This is a genomic window from Aquabacterium sp. TM01 (genome assembly GCF_057808345.1).
Genome location: NZ_AP046529.1, coordinates 2,481,827 through 2,500,943, shown reverse-complemented (window position 1 = coordinate 2,500,943; position 19,117 = coordinate 2,481,827). Strand labels below are relative to the sequence as shown.

Sequence of the window (19,117 nt, the reverse complement as noted above, 5' to 3'; positions counted from 1 at the left end):
CTTTTCAATTGGTGCCCAGGAGAGGACTCGAACCTCCACGGAGTTACCCGCTAGTACCTGAAACTAGTGCGTCTACCAATTCCGCCACCTGGGCAGGTACTTTTTACGCTTCAGGCGCTGCAACCAAATTTGTTGTTGCGTCATCAGCGAAGAATTGAATTCTAGCATCAAAATAAGACCCATGACAACATCTGCACCACAAATTTTGAGCCTCATGAGCGAAATCGTTGGCACGGTACAAGGTCACCGTGACGGCCATGGTTTCGTCCAGGCCGATGACGGGGACGCCAGCGTCTTCTTGCCTCCCCAGGAGATGCGGGCAGTCATGCACCGCGATCGCGTGAAAGTGCGTGTGGTCCGTTTTGACCGTCGCGGTCGGCCCGAGGGGTTAGTGCTGGAGATCATCGAGCGTCGCAAGACCCCCATCATTGGGCGTCTGTTGCACGAAGGGGGCGCCTGGTTGGTCGCGCCCGAAGACCGGCGCTTCGGTCAGGACATCCTGATCTCGCCCAAGGCCACAGCAAATGCAGAGCCGGGGCAGGTGGTGGCGGTCGAGTTGACCGAGGCGCCATCCTTGCTGTCCAAGCCGGTCGGGCGTGTCGTGGAGGTGCTGGGTGGCATCGACGACCCGGGAATGGAGATCGAGATCGCCGTGCGCAAGTACGAGGTGCCCCACCGTTTCAGCGAAGCCACGCTGGCGCAAGCCGCCAAACTGCCCGAAAAAGTGCGAGCCACGGACAAGAAGCAGCGCATTGACCTGACGGATGTGTCCCTGGTGACCATCGACGGTGAGGATGCGCGCGACTTCGACGACGCGGTGTATTGCGAGCCGGCCACCATAGGGCGCGCCAAGGCCCCCAACGGCTGGCGTCTGATTGTGGCCATCGCAGACGTGAGTCACTACGTCAAGCCCGGTGAGCCGTTGGACCTGGATGCCTACGAGCGCGCCACGTCGGTGTACTTTCCACGTCGCGTCATTCCCATGCTGCCGGAGAAGCTTTCCAACGGCCTGTGTTCGCTCAATCCGGAGGTCGAGCGCCTGTCGATGGTGTGTGACATGCTGGTCACGGCGGAAGGGGAGGTGCACGCGTACCAGTTTTTCCCGGCGGTGATCCGCTCTCACGCCCGCTTGACCTACACCGAGGTGGCGACGATTTTGGGCAACACCCGTGGACCGGAAGCGTTGCGGCGACCTGAGCTGGTGCCGCACCTGTTGCATCTCCACGAGGTGTATCGGGCGCTGCTGAAGTCACGCTCCGGCCGTGGTGCGGTTGACTTCGACACCACCGAAACCCAGATCGTCTGCGACGACAACGGGCGTATTGCCAAGATCGTGCCGCGTGTGCGCACCGATGCGCACCGTTTGATTGAAGAGTGCATGCTGGCGGCCAATGTGTGCTCGGCTGACTTCATCACGCGCGCCAAGCACCCGTCCTTGTTCCGCGTCCATGAGGGGCCGACGCCTGAGAAGCGTCAGTTGCTGAAGAACTATCTGAAAGCGCTGGGTCTGGGCTTGTCTCTGGGCGAGGAGCCGCAGCCGGGTGATTACCAGGCGATTGCGCAGGCGGTGAAAGACCGGCCTGACGTCACGCAGATCCACACCATGATGCTGCGATCCATGCAGCAGGCCATCTACACACCAACCAACAGTGGGCACTTCGGCTTGGCTTACGAGGCCTACACCCACTTCACCAGCCCCATTCGCCGCTATCCAGATTTGCTGGTGCACCGCGTGATCAAGGCCTTGCTGGGTCGGGGGCGCTACGACTTGAAGTTGCCGGCCGTGCAGCATCAGGTCGGCAACGTGAAACGCAAGCCGGGTGGCGCTCGGGGTGCGCTCAGCAAGGGCCTGCCAGCGGCGCCAACCAAGGCGGCGGCGCGTCTCAAATTGCCCCCGGCCGAGGCGGCCGCGTGGGAGACGGTCGGCATCCATTGCAGCGCGAACGAGCGTCGTGCCGACGAGGCGTCTCGCGACGTCGAGGCCTGGCTCAAGTGCATGTTCATGCGTGAGCGTCTGGGTGAAGAGTACGGTGGCACGGTGAGCGCCGTGACCAGTTTCGGTCTGTTCGTGCAACTGGATGGGCTGTATGTCGAGGGCCTCATCCACATCACCGAGCTGGGTGGCGAGTACTACCGGTTTGATGAGACACGCCAGGAACTCCGCGGTGAACGCACGGGCGCCCGGTATGCCATCGGCTCTCGCGTGCGTGTGCAGGTCAGCCGGGTGGATCTGGACACCCGCAAGATCGATTTCCGGCTCGTGCGTGAGGCAGGCGAGGAGCGGTCCGCCCCGGCGTCCGGGCGAAAGCGGAATCGGGGCTCGGACAAGGATTGGGTTGAGCCTGGTGCGGCGCAGGAGGCGCTGGCCGAGGTGCGACAGGCCGACCTCGAGGTGAAGCGTGCAGCCAAGGTTGCGCGGGGCGGCGGCAAGGGCCGCGCGCGGGTGTCGGTGGCCGCCACGGTGTCAGGCAAGACCGGCAAAGCCAGCGCGAGCAAGGGTTCACGCGGCAAGCGCTGAGGCGGTCTGGATTGGTTGCTGATTTCGTGCTAGAATGCCAGAGTTTGCCCGAATCCCCGGGTAGATTTTGATAATCACGAAATCGGCAATCCAAGGTGTTGCAGCAAGCTCGGAAGGGCGGGTTGTGATCGCTGTCGATTTCCAGATCCAACCTCTGGAGCAATTCATGTCCGTATCCATGCGCGAAATGCTGGAAGCCGGTGTCCACTTCGGTCACCAAACCCGCTTCTGGAACCCCAAGATGGCCCCGTACATCTTCGGTCATCGCAACAAGATTCACATCATCAACCTCGAGAAGACGCAACCCGCCTTCGAAGAGGCTCTGAAGTTCATCAAGCAGCTGTCGGCTCGCCGCGGCACCGTGATGATGGTCGGCACCAAGCGTCAATCGCGTGACACCATCGCTCTGGAAGCCGAACGCGCTGGCGTGCCTTTCGTCAACCAGCGTTGGTTGGGCGGCATGCTGACCAACTTCAAGACCGTCAAGGGTTCCTTGAAGAAGCTGAAGGACATGCAGGCTGTGGTCGAAACCGGCCTGGACAACCTGAAGAAGAAGGAAGGCCTGCTGTTCCAGCGTGACCTGGCCAAGCTGGAAAAGGACATCGGCGGCATCCAGGACATGGCTGTGTTGCCTGACGCCATCTTCGTGATCGACGTCGGCTATCACAAGATTGCCATCGCTGAAGCCAAGAAGCTGGGCATTCCCGTCATCGGCGTGGTTGACACCAACCACTCGCCTGAAGGCATCGACTACGTCATTCCCGGTAACGACGACTCCTCCAAGGCTGTGGCGCTGTACGCCAAGGCCGTGGCTGACGCCATCCTGGAAGGCAAGGCCAACGCCGTGAACGAAGTCGTGGCTGCTGCCGCAACTGGCGACGACGAGTTCGTGGAAGTCAACGAAGCCGTTTAAGGCTCCTTGATTTCACAAGAAGGGGCTGACAATCAGCCCCTTTTTTTAACAAAATTTTTTGTGTGGCGGCGATCTCGTCGCACCCCAACCCAACGGAGAAAGCTCATGGCTGCAATCACCGCTAGCATGGTCGCCGAACTGCGCGCCAAGACCGATGCCCCCATGATGGAGTGCAAGAAGGCTCTGACCGAGGCCGATGGCGACTTCGCCAAGGCGGAAGAGATTCTGCGCGTCAAGCTGGGCAGCAAGGCGTCCAAGGCCGCTTCGCGCGTGACCGCTGAAGGCGTGGTGTCCGCTTACGTCGACGGCTCGACCGGCGCCTTGGTGGAAATCAACTGCGAAACCGACTTCGTGTCGAAGAACGATTCCTTCCTGGCTTTCGGCAAGTCTGTGGCCGAACTGATCGCCAAGAACAACCCTGCCGACGTGGCAGCCATTGGCGAGCTGCCGCTGTCGCAAGACGGTTTCGGTCCGACCGTGGAAGAAGTTCGCAAGGGCCTGATCGGCAAGATCGGCGAGAACATGGCCATCCGCCGCTTCAAGCGTTACGCTGACGGTGGCAAGCTGGCTGCTTACCTGCACGGCGCCCGCATCGGTGTGGTCGTGGAGTTCGAAGGTGACGACGTCGCTGCCAAGGACGTTGCCATGCACGTGGCCGCCATGAAGCCCGTGTCGCTGTCGTCGGCTGACGTGCCGGCTGCGCTGATCGAAACCGAACGCAGCGTGGCCACCGCCAAGGCTGCGGAGGCCGGCAAGCCTGCTGACATTGCTGCCAAGATGATCGAAGGCGCTGTCCAGAAGTACCTGAAGGAAGTCTCCCTGTTCAACCAGGTCTTCGTGAAGGCCGCTGACGGCAAGCAGACCGTCGAGCAGTACCTGAAGTCGACCAACACGACGGTCAAGTCGTTCACCATGTTCGTGGTGGGTGAAGGCATCGAGAAGAAGCAGGACGACTTCGCAGCCGAAGTGGCGGCCACCATGGCCGCAGCCAAGGGTCAGTAACCCGAAGCAAAACAAGGGGGCTTCTGGCCCCCTTGTGCTATGTGCCCCGTACACGAATGGGCACAGCAAGTTGCCGGAGAAGGGAACCTTCGTGCCGGCAACCATTCAAAAAGCCTGACAAGGCTGGCGATGACTGAAACTTGCGATAACCTTCAGTCTCGCTTCTCCAGTGATCATCAAGGACCTCTGCATGGCCGCCTACAAGCGCATCCTCTTGAAACTTTCCGGTGAAGCCCTGATGGGCGATGATGCCTATGGCATCAACCGGTCGACCATTGTGCGCATGGTCAAGGAGATCCAGGAGGTCACCGCCTTGGGCGTGCAGGTGGCGGTGGTCATCGGTGGCGGCAACATTTTCCGTGGCGTCGCTGGCGGGTCGGTCGGCATGGACCGTGCCACCGCTGACTACATGGGCATGTTGGCCACAGTGATGAATTCCCTTGCTTTGGCTGACACCATGCGCCAAGAGGGCATGACCGCTCGCGTGATGTCAGCGATCAGCATTGATCAGGTGGTGGAGCCGTACGTGCGTCCCAAGGCCTTGCAGTACCTTGAGGAGGGCAAGGTGGTGGTGTTTGCAGCGGGCACGGGCAATCCTTTCTTCACCACCGACACCGCCGCGGCATTGCGCGGTGCTGAAATCGGCGCCGAGGTCATGCTCAAGGCCACCAAGGTGGATGGCGTTTACACAGCCGATCCCAAAAAGGATCCCTCGGCCACGCGTTACGCCAGCATCACGTTCGATGAGGCCTTGATCAAGAACCTCCAGGTGCTCGATGCGACCGCCTTTGCGCTGTGTCGTGATCAGAACCTGCCCTTGAAGGTGTTTTCGATTTTCAAGCCCGGCGCGCTCAAGCGCGTTGTGTTGGGGGAGGACGAAGGGACACTGGTTCACGTTTGATCCGGTCCTTCTTTCCCCGTTTTCCTATCGTCAGTTGGCCCCAGGCCTTCGTACGGAGCTTCCCATGAGCATCGCAGAGATCAAAAAGAACGCTGAGCAGAAAATGCTCAAGTCCATTGAGGCTTTCAAAGTCGAATTGTCCAAAATTCGCACCGGCCGTGCCCACCCCGGCATCCTGGATCAGGTGCAGGTGGAGTACTACGGCTCGCTGGTGCCCATCAGCCAAGTGGCCAACGTGACGCTGCAAGATGCGCGCACGATCAGTGTTCAGCCTTGGGAAAAGGGCATGGGCGCCAAGATTGAAAAGGCCATTCGCGAATCGGATCTGGGGCTGAATCCTGCGTCTCAGGGCGACCTGATTCGCGTCCCGATGCCAGCGCTGACGGAAGAGCGCCGCAAGGAGCTCACCAAGGTGGTGAAGGCCACGGGTGAAGACACGAAGATTGCCGTGCGCAACCTGCGTCGTGATGCCAATGAGCATGCCAAGCGCTTGCTCAAGGACAAGGAAATCACGGAAGACGATGACCGTCGTTCGCAAGACGAAATTCAGAAGCTGACCGACAAGACCATTGTCGAAATCGACAAGCTGGTTCAGGCCAAGGAAGCCGAAGTGCTGGCCGTTTGAGGCTGCGCGCTTTGCCATAATGGCGACCATGTCCGAGGCGGCCTGACCGCCTCGTTCTGTTTGCGAACATGCGGGCTGCCCTGGCGGCCCGCTCTCACTTTCCCGGATCAATCATTGATGGCTCCTCTCTCTTCAGCCGCCACCACGCCACGTCATGTGGCCATCGTGATGGACGGCAATGGTCGCTGGGCGCGCAAGCGCTTCATGCCCCGGATATTGGGTCACAAAGCAGGCGTGGATGCGCTGGTCGATGTGATCCGTTCGGCTTCCACCCGTGGGGTCGAGTATCTGACGGTGTTTGCCTTCTCTTCCGAGAACTGGAAGCGACCTGAGGAAGAGGTGTCTGGCCTGATGGGCTTGTTGCTGGTGGCCTTGTCCAAGCATTTGGGCAAGTTGAAGGCTGAAGGGGTGCGATTCCGCGTTGCAGGTGATCTCACCACGGTGTCGGAGAGTGTGCGATCGGCTCTGCTGGAGGCTCAGGCTGCGTCGGTTGACAACACCAAGCTGGTGTTGACGGTGGCGTTCAACTACGGTGGGCGTTGGGACATCGTGCAGGCCTGTCAGCGGGCGATGGCGGCCGGCGTGGCGCCAGAGGCACTTGATGAGGCGACCTTGTCAGATTTCATGACGATGAGTTACGCACCGGATCCGGACCTGGTGATCCGCACTGGCGGTGAAGTGCGCTTGTCGAACTTCCTGTTGTGGCAGAGCGCTTACTCGGAGCTGTATTTCACCGATTGCCTGTGGCCTGACTTTGATGGGGCGGAACTCGACCGTGCCATCGAGAGCTATGCCGATCGAGAGCGTCGGTTTGGTGATGTGGGGGCCTCGGGTGAGGGCGAGGGTGCGGTCGGCGGCCTGGATGATGTGCTGGCGGCACCGGAGGAGAACTGAACATGCTCAAGCAACGCGTCATCACCGCCTTGATTTTGGCGGCCGTTCTGCTGGCCTGCCTCGCCAGCGATGCGGCTTGGCCGTTCTCTGCGCTCACCCTGGTGTTCATCTCGGCGGCCGGTTGGGAGTGGTCCCGTCTGAATGAGGCGCCCGGGATGCGAGCCTGGCTCACGGGAGCGGCTGTGGCAGGGGGGTGCGTGTACGCGGCACAGGTCGTGGGTTTGCCCGTCTGGGCCGTTGCTGCCGTCGGCGATGGACTCAATGTGCATCCGCATGTGCACGGCTGGGGCATGCCTCTGGCTGGCTTTCATGTGGCCAGCAGCGTGTGGGTATTTGCCTGCGCGGTGTGGGTGTTGGGGGGCGCGGCGGTGCTGCGTTACGGCAGCGGCCATTGGCACCGGGTTCCGGAGTTCTGGCGTCGTCTCCTGGGCTTGATGCTGTTGGTCACGGCGTGGCTGGCCCTGGTCGAGAGCAAAGCGCAGGGTTTGAATTTCCTCTTGTCGGTGATGTGTCTGGTCTGGGCTGCCGACATTGGCGCGTACTTTGGTGGCAAAGCGTTTGGTCGTCGCAAACTGGCGCCCAGCATCAGTCCAGGCAAGAGCTGGGAAGGGGTCTGGAGCGGCATGGTGGCAGTGTGTGTGCTGGCTGCGCTGTGGATCTGGGTTGACGGCAACCTCGGTGTGGACTCGCCCAGCCTGTACAGCCGTTTGTGGATGGGCTTGGGCCCCGTCGGGATGTTGGTGGCACTGGCCTTTCTGGTTGCCATGAGTGTGGTTGGCGATTTGTTCGAGTCGCTCGTCAAGCGCCAGGCCGGCGTGAAGGACAGCAGCCAGTTGTTGCCTGGGCATGGCGGTGTGCTGGACCGCATCGATGCCCTCTTGCCCACTTTGCCCTTGACCTTGGCTGTGCTGACTTTGTGCCATGCTTGATTCTCAGTTGTCCTCCCGTCGCCAGCGCGTCTGCATCCTGGGTGCGACCGGTTCCATCGGTACCAACACGCTGGATGTGCTGTCGCGCCATCTGGAGCAGTTCGAGGTCTGGGCGCTGACCGGTGCCTCTCGCGTCGATGAGCTGATGGCGCAGTGCCGTCTGTGGCAGCCTCGCTACGCGGTGATGCCCGATGAGGCCGCGGCAGCGCGCTTGCGTTCGCAGGTCGTTGATGCGGGTTTGCGCACCGAGGTGCTCAGCGGCGCACAGGCCTTGATCGATGTGGCGTCTCACCCGGATGTCGACGTGGTGATGGGGGCCATCGTCGGCGCTGCGGGCTTGCCACCTTGTCTGGCTGCGGCGCGAGCTGGCAAGCGTCTATTGCTGGCCAACAAGGAGGCGCTGGTCGTCGGCGGTGCCTTGTTCATGCGTGCGGTGGAAGAGGGCGGCGCGACGCTGTTGCCCATCGACAGTGAACATTCGGCCATTTTCCAGTGTCTGCCGGAGGAGCCCTCTGCTTGGGCCGCACGCATTGATCACATTGTGTTGACCGCTTCGGGAGGCCCTTTCCGCCAGCGTGATCCCTCGACCTTTGGTGACATCACGCCGGAGCAGGCTTGCGCGCATCCCAATTGGGTCATGGGGCGCAAGATTTCGGTCGACTCGGCGACGATGATGAACAAGGCGCTGGAGGTTATCGAGGCCCGCTGGTTGTTCAATCTGGCGCCGGAGCAGATCCGTGTGGTGCTGCATCCGCAAAGCATCATCCATTCGATGGTGGTGTGCCGCGACCGATCGGTGCTGGCGCAACTGGGGACACCCGACATGCGGGTACCGATTGCCTACGGCCTGTCGTGGCCGCAGCGCATCGAGTCTGGGGCCGATCTGCTGGACTTCACGCACCTGAATGCCCTCACGTTCGAAGAGGCCGATGCGCGCCGCTATCCTGGTCTGCAACTGGCCTGGGAGACACTCAACGGCGAGGCCGGCAGCACCTGTGTGCTCAACGCCGCCAACGAGATCGCGGTTGAGGCATTTTTGGCCCGTCGCATCCGTTTTGATCAAATTCATCAGGTCAACGTTCAGTCACTGTCGGACTGCCGGATTGATCACTCGGCCGCCGACACGGTGGACGGCTTGCTGGACCTCGACGCGCAGGCGCGCCGTGTGGCAGGGTCGGTCGTGGCGGGGTTGGCGGTTTGATGCGGGCTCGCTGCAAGTCGACACGCCGCAGTGACGCAGGAGGATGACGATGTTGATGACGGTGCTTTCCTTTCTGGTGACGATTGGCGTGCTGGTGGTCATCCACGAGTACGGCCACTACCGGGCTGCGGTGGCCTGCAACGTCAAGGTGCTGCGGTTTTCCGTGGGTTTCGGCCAGGTGTTGTGGCGTCGCCAGCGTGGTGAAACCGAGTTCGTGATCTCGGCGCTGCCTCTGGGGGGCTACGTCAAAATGCTCGATGAGCGCGAAGGCCCGGTGGATGCGGCCGAGCAGCACCGCGCTTTCAACCGCAAGCCTTTGCGCCACCGTGCTTTTGTCGTGGCAGCGGGGCCTCTGGCCAACCTGTTGTTGGCTGTGCTCCTGTATGCCGGCGTGAACTGGGCTGGTGTGCAGGAGTTGCGCCCCTGGTTGGCGCAACCTCGTGCCGGCACCTTGGCGGCCGAAGCTGGCTTGCAGTCGCGCGACGAGGTGGTGAGCCTGGAAGTGCTGAGCGGAGATGCGGCGGATGGTGAGGCGCACCAGCATGCGGTGCGCTCCATGACTGATTTGCAATGGCTGTTCATTCAGTCTGCGCTGGCAGGGCAGGATGTGCGCCTGAGGGTCGAATCACGGGCACAGGCGTCGGCGCCTGCCACGGGAAGTCGCAATGTGGTGCTGCACCTAAGCCGTATCCCAGCCTCTGAGGTCGATGGGCGCTTGCTGGAGCGTGTCGGCTTGAGCGGCCCGTACGCCGAGCCCCTGATTGCCGAGGTGCTGCCGGGTGGCCCTGCGCAGAAGGCAGGCCTGCGCGCTGGTGACCGTGTCCTGCAGGTCAACGGTGTGCCACCTGCCGATGCCGGCCAACTGCGGCAGATGATCCGCGACAGCCAGGCTGGTGGTGAGGCCCGAGCACTGTCGCTGCTGATCGAACGAGCAGGCCAGCCCCAGTCCCTGAAACTGTTGCCGGTGATGACCGAGGTGAAAGGCCAGCGTGTGCCTCGCATTGAGGCAGCGCTGGGCAGCATGCCGGCCACGGTCGAGGTCAGCTACGGTCTGCTGGAGGGCTTGACCAAAGCCGCCAGCAAGACCTGGGATGTGTCCGTGATGAGCCTGAGCATGCTCGGCAAGATGCTGATTGGCGAGGCTTCGCTGCAAAACCTCAGTGGTCCGCTGACCATTGCCGACTATGCGGGCCGTTCCGCGCAAATGGGTTGGGTTTACTACGTCGGCTTCCTGGCTTTGGTCAGTGTGAGCCTGGGGGTGCTTAACTTGCTGCCTCTGCCCGTCCTCGATGGCGGACACCTCATGTATTATCTTTTCGAAGGCGTCACGGGCCGGCCAGTTTCCGAAATCTGGCTGGAACGTTTGCAGCGGGGTGGCGTGGCCATCATGCTCGCGATGATGTCATTGGCCCTCTACAACGACTTGGCGCGTCTCTTTGGCGCGCACTGAGTTTTCCTGCATGCAAAGCCCTTTCATGACTGCTGTGCGGTTCAAACCGACCCTGCTCGCTGCCTTGCTGGCGACATCCCTGTTTCATTCCGCTTGGGCGGTTGAGCCTTTTGTGCTGAAGGACATTCGTGTCGAGGGCCTGCAGCGTGCTGACGCTGGCACGGTGTTCGCCTCATTGCCTTTCCGTGTCGGCGACACCTACACCGACGACAAGGGCTCCGCTGGTTTGCGCGCCTTGTTTGCCACCGGCCTGTTCAAGGACGTGCGACTCCAGATCGACGGCAACGTGGTGGTCGTTGTGGTGGAGGAGCGTCCGGTGATTTCGCGTGTCGAGTTTGTCGGCACCAAGGAATTTGACAAGGACGTGCTGGTCAAGGCGCTCAAGGACATCGGCATTGGCGAAGGCCAGCCTTTTGACCGCGCCTTGGCCGACCGTGCCGAGCAGGAACTCAAGCGCCAGTACCTCACCCGCAGTCTGTATGGTGTGGAGGTGGTCTCCACCATCACGCCGACCGAGCGCAATCGTGTCAACGTGACCTTCACGGTCACCGAGGGCGAGGTCACCAAGATCAAGAGCATCCGCATCACGGGCAGTCAGGCTTTCTCGGAAAGCACCCTGATTTCGCAGATGGACCTGACCAAGGGCGGCTGGCTGACCTGGTACACCAAGTCCGACCAGTACGCCCGGGCCAAGCTGAACGCTGACCTGGAAAAGATCAAGGCCTATTACCTGAACCGAGGTTACCTCGAGTTCAAGATCGAGTCGGCTCAGGTGATCATTTCGCCCGACAAGCAGGACATTTCGATCGCGATCAGCGTGAACGAAGGCCCTCGTTATGTGGTGACCGGCGTGCGCCTGGAAGGCGAGTACCTGGGCAAGGAAGCCGAGTTCCGCAAGCTGGTGACCATTGAGCCCGGTGAGGCCTATCAGGCCGACGTGGTGGCGGCGACCACCAAGGCCTTCACCGATCGCTTCGCGGCCTTTGGTTATGCTTTTGCCCGTGTGGAGTTCCGTCCTGAGTTGGATCGAGCCAAGGGGCAGGCCGTGGCCGTGCTGGTGGCCCAGCCTCAGCGCCGCGTGTATGTGCGTCGTGTCAACGTGGCGGGCAACTCTCGTACCCGTGACGAAGTGATCCGCCGCGAGTTCCGCCAGTTCGAGGCGGCCTGGTACGACGGCCAGAAGATCAAACTCTCGCGTGACCGGGTGGACCGTCTGGGCTACTTCAAGGCCGTGGACATTGAGACCGTGGAAGTGCCGGGTACCGCCGACCAGGTGGACCTGACCATCTCGGTCGAAGAGAAGCCGACGGGTAACTTGATGCTGGGTGCCGGTTTCTCCAGCGCCGAAAAGTTCACCCTGACGGCTTCGGTCAAGCAGGACAACGTGTTCGGCACCGGGAACTACCTGGGCATTGACCTGAACACCAGCAAGTACAACCGCACGATCGTGGTCAGCACCGTGGATCCGTACTTCACCGACGATGGTGTGTCTCGGTCTTATGACCTGTACTACCGCACGTCGCGTCCGTTGAGCACCCAAGGTGGGGACTACAAGATTGTGACCCCCGGCGGCGCCGTGCGTTTCGGCGTGCCGTTCACCGAGTACGACACCGTGTTCTTCGGGGCCGGCGTGGAGCAGACGTCGATCAAGGGTGACACCGGGCTGCCGGTCAGTTATCGTCTTTACCGGGACACCTTTGGCGAAGCCAGTGTGTCGGTTCCTTTGACGGTGGGTTGGTCCCGTGATGCGCGTGACAGCCTGATTGCACCGACGCGCGGTCGCTATCAGCGCCTGAATCTGGAGGTAGGCGTGGCCGGTGACACCCGCTATCTGCGCGGTGACTACCAGTTCCAGCAGTTCATTCCGCTGTCGAATCGATTTACCTTGGGCCTGAACTCAGAGCTGGGTTACGGCAAGGGACTGTCTGGCAAGCCATATCCTGTTTTCAAGAACTTCTACGGTGGCGGCTTGGGCACGGTGCGGGGCTTTGAGCAAAACTCTCTGGGCCCGTTGGACATCGAAGGCTCCTACGTGGGGGGCAATCGCCGCGTCAACGTCAATGCCGAGCTGTATGTGCCATTCCCTGGCGCCGGCAACGACCGCACGTTGCGCTTGTTCGGTTACATGGACGCGGGCAACGTCTGGGGTGAGAAGGAGTCCATGAGTTTCAGCGACGTGCGCGCCTCGGTGGGGGTGGGCATCAGCTGGGTCTCTCCGGTGGGGCCGCTCAAACTGAGTTACGGCAAACCCTTCCGCTTCCAGGACCAAGATAAAATCCAGCGTCTTCAGTTCCAGATTGGTACGGCATTCTGACCATGACTTCGCAACTCAAAAAACTGCTGGTGGGCAGCTTGCTGTGTGGCTCGGCTCTGCTCGCGCACGGCCAAGAGCTCAAGATTGGCTATGTCAATCTCGACCGGGTGCTGCGTGATGCATCGTCGGCCAAGGCGGCACAGGCCAAGCTGGAAAGCGAGTTCACTCGGCGCGAAAAGGACCTGACCGACACGGCGACACGCCTCAAGAGCGCGACCGACCGTTTCGAAAAGGACGCGCCCACTCTGGGTGAGTCCGAGCGCAGCCGTCGCCAGCGTGATCTGGTTGAGCAGGATCGGGAGCTGCAGCGCAAGCGCCGCGAGTTCCAGGAAGACCTGAACCAGCGCAAGAACGAAGAGCTGGCCGCCGTGCTGGACCGTGCTCAGCGTGTGGTCAAGCAAATCTTCGATCAGGAAAAATATGACCTGATCCTGCAGGAAGCGGTGTTCTTCAGCCCCCGCGTGGACATCACCGACAAGGTCATCAAGTCCATGAACAGCGGATCGGGCAAGTGACGACCATGTTAGTGAACGTGACGCTCGGTCAGTTGGTGGCCGAGCTGGGGGGCACCTTGCATGGTGATGCGGCCACGGTGATTCGTCACCTCGGCCCACTGGATGGCGAGACGCCGCACACCATCGCCTTCCTGTCCAATCCGAAATATCGCACCCAACTGAGCACGACGACGGCTGCTTGCGTCATCGTCAGTCCGGCGGTCCAAGATGAGGCTGTGGCACGCGGGGCGGCCATTGTCACTGACGACCCTTACCTGTACTTCGCCCGACTGACCCAGTGGTGGTCGAGGCAGGTGCGCCCGCGTCCGGTATCCGGCATCCACCCGTCTGCCGTGGTGGACCCCACCGCGGTGCTTGGTCCCGACGTCACTGTCGGTCCCTTGGCGGTGATTGAAGCCGGCGCCATCGTAGAAGCGGGTGCGTGGATCGGTGCGCAATGTTTCGTGGGTGCCCGCGCCCGCATTGGCGAGCACACCCGCCTGGCCCCGCAGGTCACAGTAGGCTTCGACTGCGTGCTGGGTGCGCGTTGCATTTTGCACAGCGGCGTGGTGATCGGCGCGGACGGCTTCGGCTTTGCACCGCATCAGGGCCGCTGGGAGAAGATCGAGCAGCTGGGCGCCGTGCGCATTGGTGACGATGTGGAACTGGGGGCGAACACCTGTGTGGACCGCGGCGCCTTGGACGACACCGTGATCGAAAATGGCGTCAAGCTTGACAACCTGGTTCAAATCGCCCACAACGTCCACATCGGCGAACATTCGGCCATGGCTGGCTGCGTCGGTGTGGCAGGCAGCGCCCGCATTGGCAAACACTGCACGGTGGGCGGTGCAGGCATGATCCTGGGTCACCTCACGTTGGCTGATAACGTGCATGTGTCATCCGGCACCCTGATTTCTCGCTCTGTGCTCAAGCCTGGCTTGTACAGTGGCGCCTTCCCGTTTGACGAGAACGCATCGTGGGAGAAAAACGCAGCAACCCTGCGTCAACTCCATGCCCTGCGTGACCGTATCCGTACCCTAGAAAAGCAAGTGAAAAGCTGATGGACATCCATAAGATTCTTCAAAAGCTCCCGCACCGCTACCCGTTCCTGTTGGTAGACCGCGTGCTGGAAGTCGAAAAGAACGTTCGCATTCGTGCCTTGAAGAACGTGACGATCAATGAGCCGTTTTTCCAGGGCCACTTCCCCAATCGCCCGGTGATGCCCGGCGTCTTGATGCTCGAAGCACTGGCTCAGACGGCGGCGTTGCTCGCCTTTGAGACTCAGGGTGAAGGCGTGGACGAGAATTCCGTCTATTACTTTGTCGGCATCGACGGCGCGCGCTTCAAGCGCCCGGTCGAGCCGGGTGATCAGCTCTTCCTGGACGTGCAGATGGACCGCAACAAGGGCGGCATCTACAAGTTCAATGCCCAGGCTTTCGTGGGTGAAGAGCTGGCCGTGTCGGCTCAGCTGATGTGCACCGTGCGCAAGGTGTCCTGAGGCGCAGATGGCGAACATCCATCCCAGCGCCATTGTTGACCCTCAAGCGCAACTGGCTGACTCGGTCACGGTGGGGCCGTTCACGACCATCGGTCCGAACGTGCGCATCGGTGAGGGCAGCAGCGTCGGCGCGCACTGCGTGATCGAAGGTCACACCACCATCGGGCGTGACAACAAGATCTTCCAGTTTGCCTCGCTGGGTGCCGACCCGCAGGACAAGAAGTACCAGGGTGAGCCGACCCAGTTGATCATTGGTGACCGCAACACCATCCGCGAGTTCACCACGTTCAACACCGGCACGGTTCAGGACAAGGGTCTGACCCAGGTCGGTCACGACAACTGGATCATGGCCTATGTGCACGTGGCCCACGACTGCGTCATTGGTGACCACAATGTGATTGCCAATTCGGTGCAGTTTGCCGGCCATGTGACGGTGGGCAACTACACCTTGATCGGCGGCATCAGCGGCATCCACCAGTTTGTGCGCGTCGGCGACTTTGCCATGCTGGGCTTTCAGACCCGGCTGTCGCAAGATCTGCCGCCCTTTGTGGTAGCCGCAGGCAACCCTGCTGAAGCGCAGAATGTTCACCAGGAAGGGCCACGCCGTCGGGGCTTTTCGGCTGAACGCCTGAGCATGCTCAAGCAGATGTACCGCTTGTTGTACCGCAAGGGGCTGACGCTGGAGGCCTCCAAGGCCGAGATCGCTGCGTTGCGTGGCCAGACCCCGGAGGCCGATGCAGACATCGATCAGATGCTGGCCTTCCTGGCGCAGGCCGATCGCGGCATTGTGCGCTGAAGACATGTCAGACCATCTGGATCGGCCCTTGAGCACCTTGGGGCGGGCACCTCATGTCGCCATGGTGGCGGGCGAGACTTCCGGGGATTTGCTCGCTGGCTTGCTGTTGGGTGGTTTGCACCAGCGCTGGCCAGGGTTGAGCTCGGCTGGGATTGGCGGGCCACGCATGGCCGCTCACGGGTTTGAGCCGTGGTGGCCTTATGAAAAGCTGGCTGTCCATGGCTTCAACATGGAGGTCTTGCGTCGCTTCCGCGAGATCTGGACCATCCGGCGTGAGCTCGGTGACCGGTTGTTGCGTGAACGTCCTGACGTCTTTGTGGGCGTGGATGCACCTGATTTCAATCTGGGGCTGGAAGCGCGCTTGAAGGCGGCCGGCGTCAAGACGGTCCATTTCGTGAGTCCGTCGATCTGGGCCTGGCGCGGTGGGCGCATCAACAAGATCCATCGTTCGGTGGACCACATGCTGTGCCTGTTCCCCTTCGAGCCAGCGCTCTATCACGCCAAGGGCATTGCGGCCACCTTTGTGGGCCACCCACTGGCCGACACCATTCCCATCGAGGTGCCGCGTTCGCAAGCGCGTGCCAGCTTGGGCTTCGATGAGTCGACGCCGCTGATTGCCGTTTTGCCAGGAAGTCGCCGAGGCGAGGTGCTGCACAACACCCCCGCTTTCCTGCAGACCGTGGCCTTGTTGAGTCGCCAGCGCCCGGATTTGCGCTTCGTGCTGCCCATCGTCCCTGGCTTGCGTGAACTCGTCGAGCCGATGGTGCGCGAGCACGCACCTGACGCGCCGTTGACCTTGTTGGATGGGCGCTCGCACGAGGCTTTGGCTGCGTGTGATGTGACCTTGATCGCCAGTGGCACCGCCACGCTCGAAGCCGCGTTGTTCAAGCGTCCGATGGTGATCGCCTACAAGATCAGCGGGCTGAGCTGGCAGATCATGAAGCGCATGGCCTATCTGCCCTGGGTGGGGCTGCCCAACATCCTGCTGTCGGATTCGGTGGTGCCGGAGCGCCTGCAGGATGAGGCCCATCCCACTCAGCTTGCGGCCGATGTGCTGGCGTGGTTGGATCAGCCCGCCCGTGCGGCATCGGTGCAGCAGCGCTTTCTTGAGCTTCACCACCAACTGAAACAGGATACGGCCCGTGCCGCCAGTGATGCCATCGCCCAAGTCCTCGAAACGCGCTGACACGCCGAAGGGGCCCGAGGCGCCTTTTCAGCTTGACCTGCTGTGGCCTGTGGACGTGGTGGGTTTGATGGCTGGTGTGGACGAGGCCGGACGCGGGCCCTTGGCGGGGCCGGTGGTGGCCGCAGCCGTGATCCTGGATGAACAGCAGCCCATCGCGGGGCTGGCAGACTCCAAGAAGCTGACCGCCCGCCGCCGTGACAGCTTGTACGACGAGATCCGTGCCAAGGCTCTGTGCTGCTGCGTTGCCGAGGCCAGCGTCGAGGAAATCGACGGGCTCAACATCCTGCAAGCCACGATGTTGGCCATGCGCCGCGCGGTGGAGGGTTTGCGCCTCAAGCCTGCCATGGTGCTGGTGGATGGCAACCGAATTCCGGTGTTGAACGTGCCCGCACAGGCCATCGTCAAGGGCGACGCCAAGGTGCAGGCGATCTCGGCGGCATCCATTTTGGCCAAGGTGCACCGCGATCGCTTGTGCTCGCAACTGCACGAGGCATATCCGCAGTATGGTTTCGAGGTTCACAAGGGCTACCCCACCGCGGCCCACCTGGCGGCGCTGCGCGAGCACGGGGCCACGCCCGCGCACCGGCGCACGTTCGGGCCGGTCAAGTTGGTGCTGGCCAACTCGTTTGACTAACGGGTCACATTGGCGCGTTGACCTCGATCTTTTTTTGACATGACCGATTCTCTTCTTCAGCGTCCCGCACGCCTGCGCAGCACCCAGTGGGTCACGTCGCGTGACAACCCTCTGGTGCAGCGTTTGCGTCGCCTCAGCCAGGACCCGATTGCTTACCGCAAGCAGGGCGAGGTCTGGCTGGAAGGTGACCATCTTTGTGAGGCTTGCCTGCAGCGTGGTGTTGAGGTGAGCGTGGCCGTGGTGGCTGAGAGTGCCTGGTTGGGCGAGCACGGCACGGCCGCCGGAGCCGACCCTCAGGCCGTGCGCCTCAGTGCCTTGGCGCGACAGGCCGAGAAGGTCGTGGTCGTGCCGGATGCTTTGTGGAAGATCTTTACCGGTCTGGAGTCCCCTGCACGGATCGGCTTTGTGCTGACCCGTCCCGCCGCCGATGCAGCGGAGAGCGCACTGCGTGCTGGGGTGCCTACGGTGGTGCTGGACCGGGTGCAGGATGCCGGCAATGTGGGCAGCATCTTGCGCAGTGCGTCGGCCATGGGCGTGGCACAGGTGGTGGCGCTCAAGGGAACGGCCGGATTGTGGTCGCCCAAGGTGCTGCGTGCCGGGATGGGGGCGCATTTTGCCCTGCATCTGGTGGAGCAGGTCCTGCCCGAGGCCTTGGGTGAACTGCAGGTTCCCTTGGTGGCGACCAGCTCCCACACCGAGCATCAACTGCCGACCGTGGCCTTGCCAGAGCCTTGTGCCTGGGTCATGGGCCACGAAGGGCAGGGCGTGGGCGAGGCCGTCATGCGCCAATGCGCCTTGAAGGTGGCCATTCCTCAGCCGGGTGGCGAGGAGTCACTCAACGTGGCAGCGGCAGCGGCCGTCTGTCTGTATGAGTCCATGCGCCGTCGCTTGTGAGGCGCACCGTCCGCATGCCGAGCCTCAGTCCGGCCGGAGCCCTTTGTGCAGTATGGATTTCAAGGCGAGTTCAGCACGGATGAACATCCTACAATGTGCCGAAGTTTGATACGTACAGTGCTTGCCACCGCTTGGTGGTTCGGCACGGCGAACCTGGAGAAGACAGAACATGGATCGATCAATGAAACCCCTTGACGTGGTGTACGGCTCGGCCGTGGCCGGCGACCGTCAGCGCGTGCTTCGCAACACCTACGCACTGCTGGCCCTGTCGATGCTGCCCACGGTGCTGGGCGCCTGGCTGGGCGTGGCCACGGGCTTCAGCTTCTTCGCGGGCAGCCCCTTCATGGGCTTGATCGTGTTCATGGCCGTGTCCTTCGGCTTCTTCTTCGCCATCGAGAAGTTCAAAAATTCTGGCGTTGGCGTGTTGTTGCTGCTGGGCTTCACCTTCTTCATGGGCCTGATGCTCTCGCGCATGCTGGGTATGGTGCTCGGTCTGTCCAACGGTGCCTCGCTGATTGCCACGGCTTTCGGCGGCACAGCGCTGGTGTTCGCTGGCATGGCCACGCTGGCCTCGACCATGAAGCGCGATGTGTCTTCGCTGGGCAAGTGGCTGTTCGTGGGCTTGATGGTCATGATCGTGGCTGGCATCGCCAACATCTGGCTGCAAATGCCTGCGCTGTACCTGGCCCTGTCGGCCATGGGCGTGGTGATCTTCTCTGCCTTCATCCTGTACGACCTCAAGCAGATCATCGATGGTGGCGAAACCAACTACGTGACGGCCACCTTGTCTGTCTACCTGAGCGTGTACAACCTGTTCTCGTCGCTGCTGCACCTGCTGACGGCACTGGGTGGGGGTGACGACTGAGTC

Annotated in this window: 18 protein-coding genes and 1 tRNA gene; 18 read left to right on the top strand and 1 reads right to left on the bottom strand. The window is 61.8% G+C overall.

Features of this window, described 5'->3' with window-relative positions; all coding sequences use genetic code 11:
• Positions 1 to 9 precede the first annotated feature (9 nt).
• A tRNA-Leu gene (locus AC3WW4_RS11410) sits at positions 10 to 94 on the bottom strand.
• 120 nt (positions 95 to 214) lie between these two features.
• Here AC3WW4_RS11410 and rnr point away from each other — a divergent pair.
• The 18 genes from rnr (at position 215) to AC3WW4_RS11320 (ending at position 19,114) form a co-directional block, all read left to right on the top strand.
• Positions 215 to 2,518 (top strand): ribonuclease R, encoded by a 2,304-nt coding sequence (rnr, locus tag AC3WW4_RS11405; RefSeq protein ID WP_488828534.1) that lies wholly within the window; start codon positions 215 to 217, stop codon positions 2,516 to 2,518.
• 166 nt (positions 2,519 to 2,684) lie between these two features.
• On the top strand, positions 2,685 to 3,431 hold the full coding sequence (gene rpsB, locus AC3WW4_RS11400) for a 30S ribosomal protein S2 (protein WP_488828532.1): 747 nt from the start codon (positions 2,685 to 2,687) through the stop codon (positions 3,429 to 3,431).
• 105 nt (positions 3,432 to 3,536) lie between these two features.
• The gene (gene tsf, locus AC3WW4_RS11395; protein WP_306566980.1) at positions 3,537 to 4,433 is read left to right on the top strand and encodes a translation elongation factor Ts; all 897 of its coding nucleotides are present in this window, start codon (positions 3,537 to 3,539) and stop codon (positions 4,431 to 4,433) included.
• Between the two features lie 190 nt (positions 4,434 to 4,623).
• Entirely contained in the window at positions 4,624 to 5,334 is a 711-nt protein-coding gene (gene pyrH, locus AC3WW4_RS11390; RefSeq protein ID WP_488828530.1) for a UMP kinase, read from the top strand.
• A gap of 64 nt (positions 5,335 to 5,398) precedes the next feature.
• Positions 5,399 to 5,959 carry a ribosome recycling factor gene (gene frr / locus AC3WW4_RS11385; protein WP_488828528.1) on the top strand — a complete coding sequence of 187 codons (561 nt, stop codon included), beginning with the start codon at positions 5,399 to 5,401 and terminating at the stop codon, positions 5,957 to 5,959.
• A gap of 117 nt (positions 5,960 to 6,076) precedes the next feature.
• Positions 6,077 to 6,853, top strand: coding sequence for a polyprenyl diphosphate synthase (gene uppS, locus AC3WW4_RS11380; RefSeq protein ID WP_488828526.1), 777 nt, complete (start codon positions 6,077 to 6,079; stop codon positions 6,851 to 6,853).
• 2 nt (positions 6,854 to 6,855) lie between these two features.
• Positions 6,856 to 7,782, top strand: a complete 927-nt coding sequence (locus AC3WW4_RS11375; RefSeq protein ID WP_488828524.1) for a phosphatidate cytidylyltransferase — start codon at positions 6,856 to 6,858, stop codon at positions 7,780 to 7,782.
• Positions 7,775 to 8,983 (top strand): 1-deoxy-D-xylulose-5-phosphate reductoisomerase, encoded by a 1,209-nt coding sequence (gene ispC / locus AC3WW4_RS11370; RefSeq protein WP_488828522.1) that lies wholly within the window; start codon positions 7,775 to 7,777, stop codon positions 8,981 to 8,983. Before AC3WW4_RS11375 ends, ispC begins: the two co-directional genes overlap by 8 nt.
• Before the next feature lie 49 nt (positions 8,984 to 9,032).
• Positions 9,033 to 10,433, top strand: coding sequence for an RIP metalloprotease RseP (rseP, locus tag AC3WW4_RS11365; protein ID WP_488828520.1), 1,401 nt, complete (start codon positions 9,033 to 9,035; stop codon positions 10,431 to 10,433).
• Positions 10,434 to 10,458: 25 nt separating this feature from the next.
• On the top strand, positions 10,459 to 12,747 hold the full coding sequence (gene bamA / locus AC3WW4_RS11360) for an outer membrane protein assembly factor BamA (protein WP_488829740.1): 2,289 nt from the start codon (positions 10,459 to 10,461) through the stop codon (positions 12,745 to 12,747).
• 2 nt (positions 12,748 to 12,749) lie between these two features.
• Positions 12,750 to 13,262 carry an OmpH/Skp family outer membrane protein gene (locus tag AC3WW4_RS11355; RefSeq protein ID WP_488828519.1) on the top strand — a complete coding sequence of 171 codons (513 nt, stop codon included), beginning with the start codon at positions 12,750 to 12,752 and terminating at the stop codon, positions 13,260 to 13,262.
• A gap of 11 nt (positions 13,263 to 13,273) precedes the next feature.
• Positions 13,274 to 14,302, top strand: a complete 1,029-nt coding sequence (lpxD, locus tag AC3WW4_RS11350; RefSeq protein WP_488829739.1) for a UDP-3-O-(3-hydroxymyristoyl)glucosamine N-acyltransferase — start codon at positions 13,274 to 13,276, stop codon at positions 14,300 to 14,302.
• Entirely contained in the window at positions 14,299 to 14,739 is a 441-nt protein-coding gene (fabZ, locus tag AC3WW4_RS11345) for a 3-hydroxyacyl-ACP dehydratase FabZ (RefSeq protein WP_339582733.1), read from the top strand. The genes lpxD and fabZ overlap by 4 nt, the downstream gene beginning before the upstream one ends.
• Before the next feature lie 7 nt (positions 14,740 to 14,746).
• Positions 14,747 to 15,535, top strand: coding sequence for an acyl-ACP--UDP-N-acetylglucosamine O-acyltransferase (gene lpxA, locus AC3WW4_RS11340; RefSeq protein WP_488828517.1), 789 nt, complete (start codon positions 14,747 to 14,749; stop codon positions 15,533 to 15,535).
• 4 nt (positions 15,536 to 15,539) lie between these two features.
• The gene (lpxB, locus tag AC3WW4_RS11335) at positions 15,540 to 16,721 is read left to right on the top strand and encodes a lipid-A-disaccharide synthase (RefSeq protein WP_488828515.1); all 1,182 of its coding nucleotides are present in this window, start codon (positions 15,540 to 15,542) and stop codon (positions 16,719 to 16,721) included.
• 67 nt (positions 16,722 to 16,788) lie between these two features.
• The gene (rnhB, locus tag AC3WW4_RS11330; RefSeq protein WP_488829738.1) at positions 16,789 to 17,355 is read left to right on the top strand and encodes a ribonuclease HII; all 567 of its coding nucleotides are present in this window, start codon (positions 16,789 to 16,791) and stop codon (positions 17,353 to 17,355) included.
• A gap of 39 nt (positions 17,356 to 17,394) precedes the next feature.
• A complete protein-coding gene (locus AC3WW4_RS11325; protein ID WP_488828514.1) occupies positions 17,395 to 18,249 on the top strand; it encodes a TrmH family RNA methyltransferase in 855 nt (284 codons plus the stop codon).
• Between the two features lie 181 nt (positions 18,250 to 18,430).
• Positions 18,431 to 19,114 carry a Bax inhibitor-1/YccA family protein gene (locus tag AC3WW4_RS11320; RefSeq protein WP_488828513.1) on the top strand — a complete coding sequence of 228 codons (684 nt, stop codon included), beginning with the start codon at positions 18,431 to 18,433 and terminating at the stop codon, positions 19,112 to 19,114.
• Positions 19,115 to 19,117: the final 3 nt, after the last annotated feature.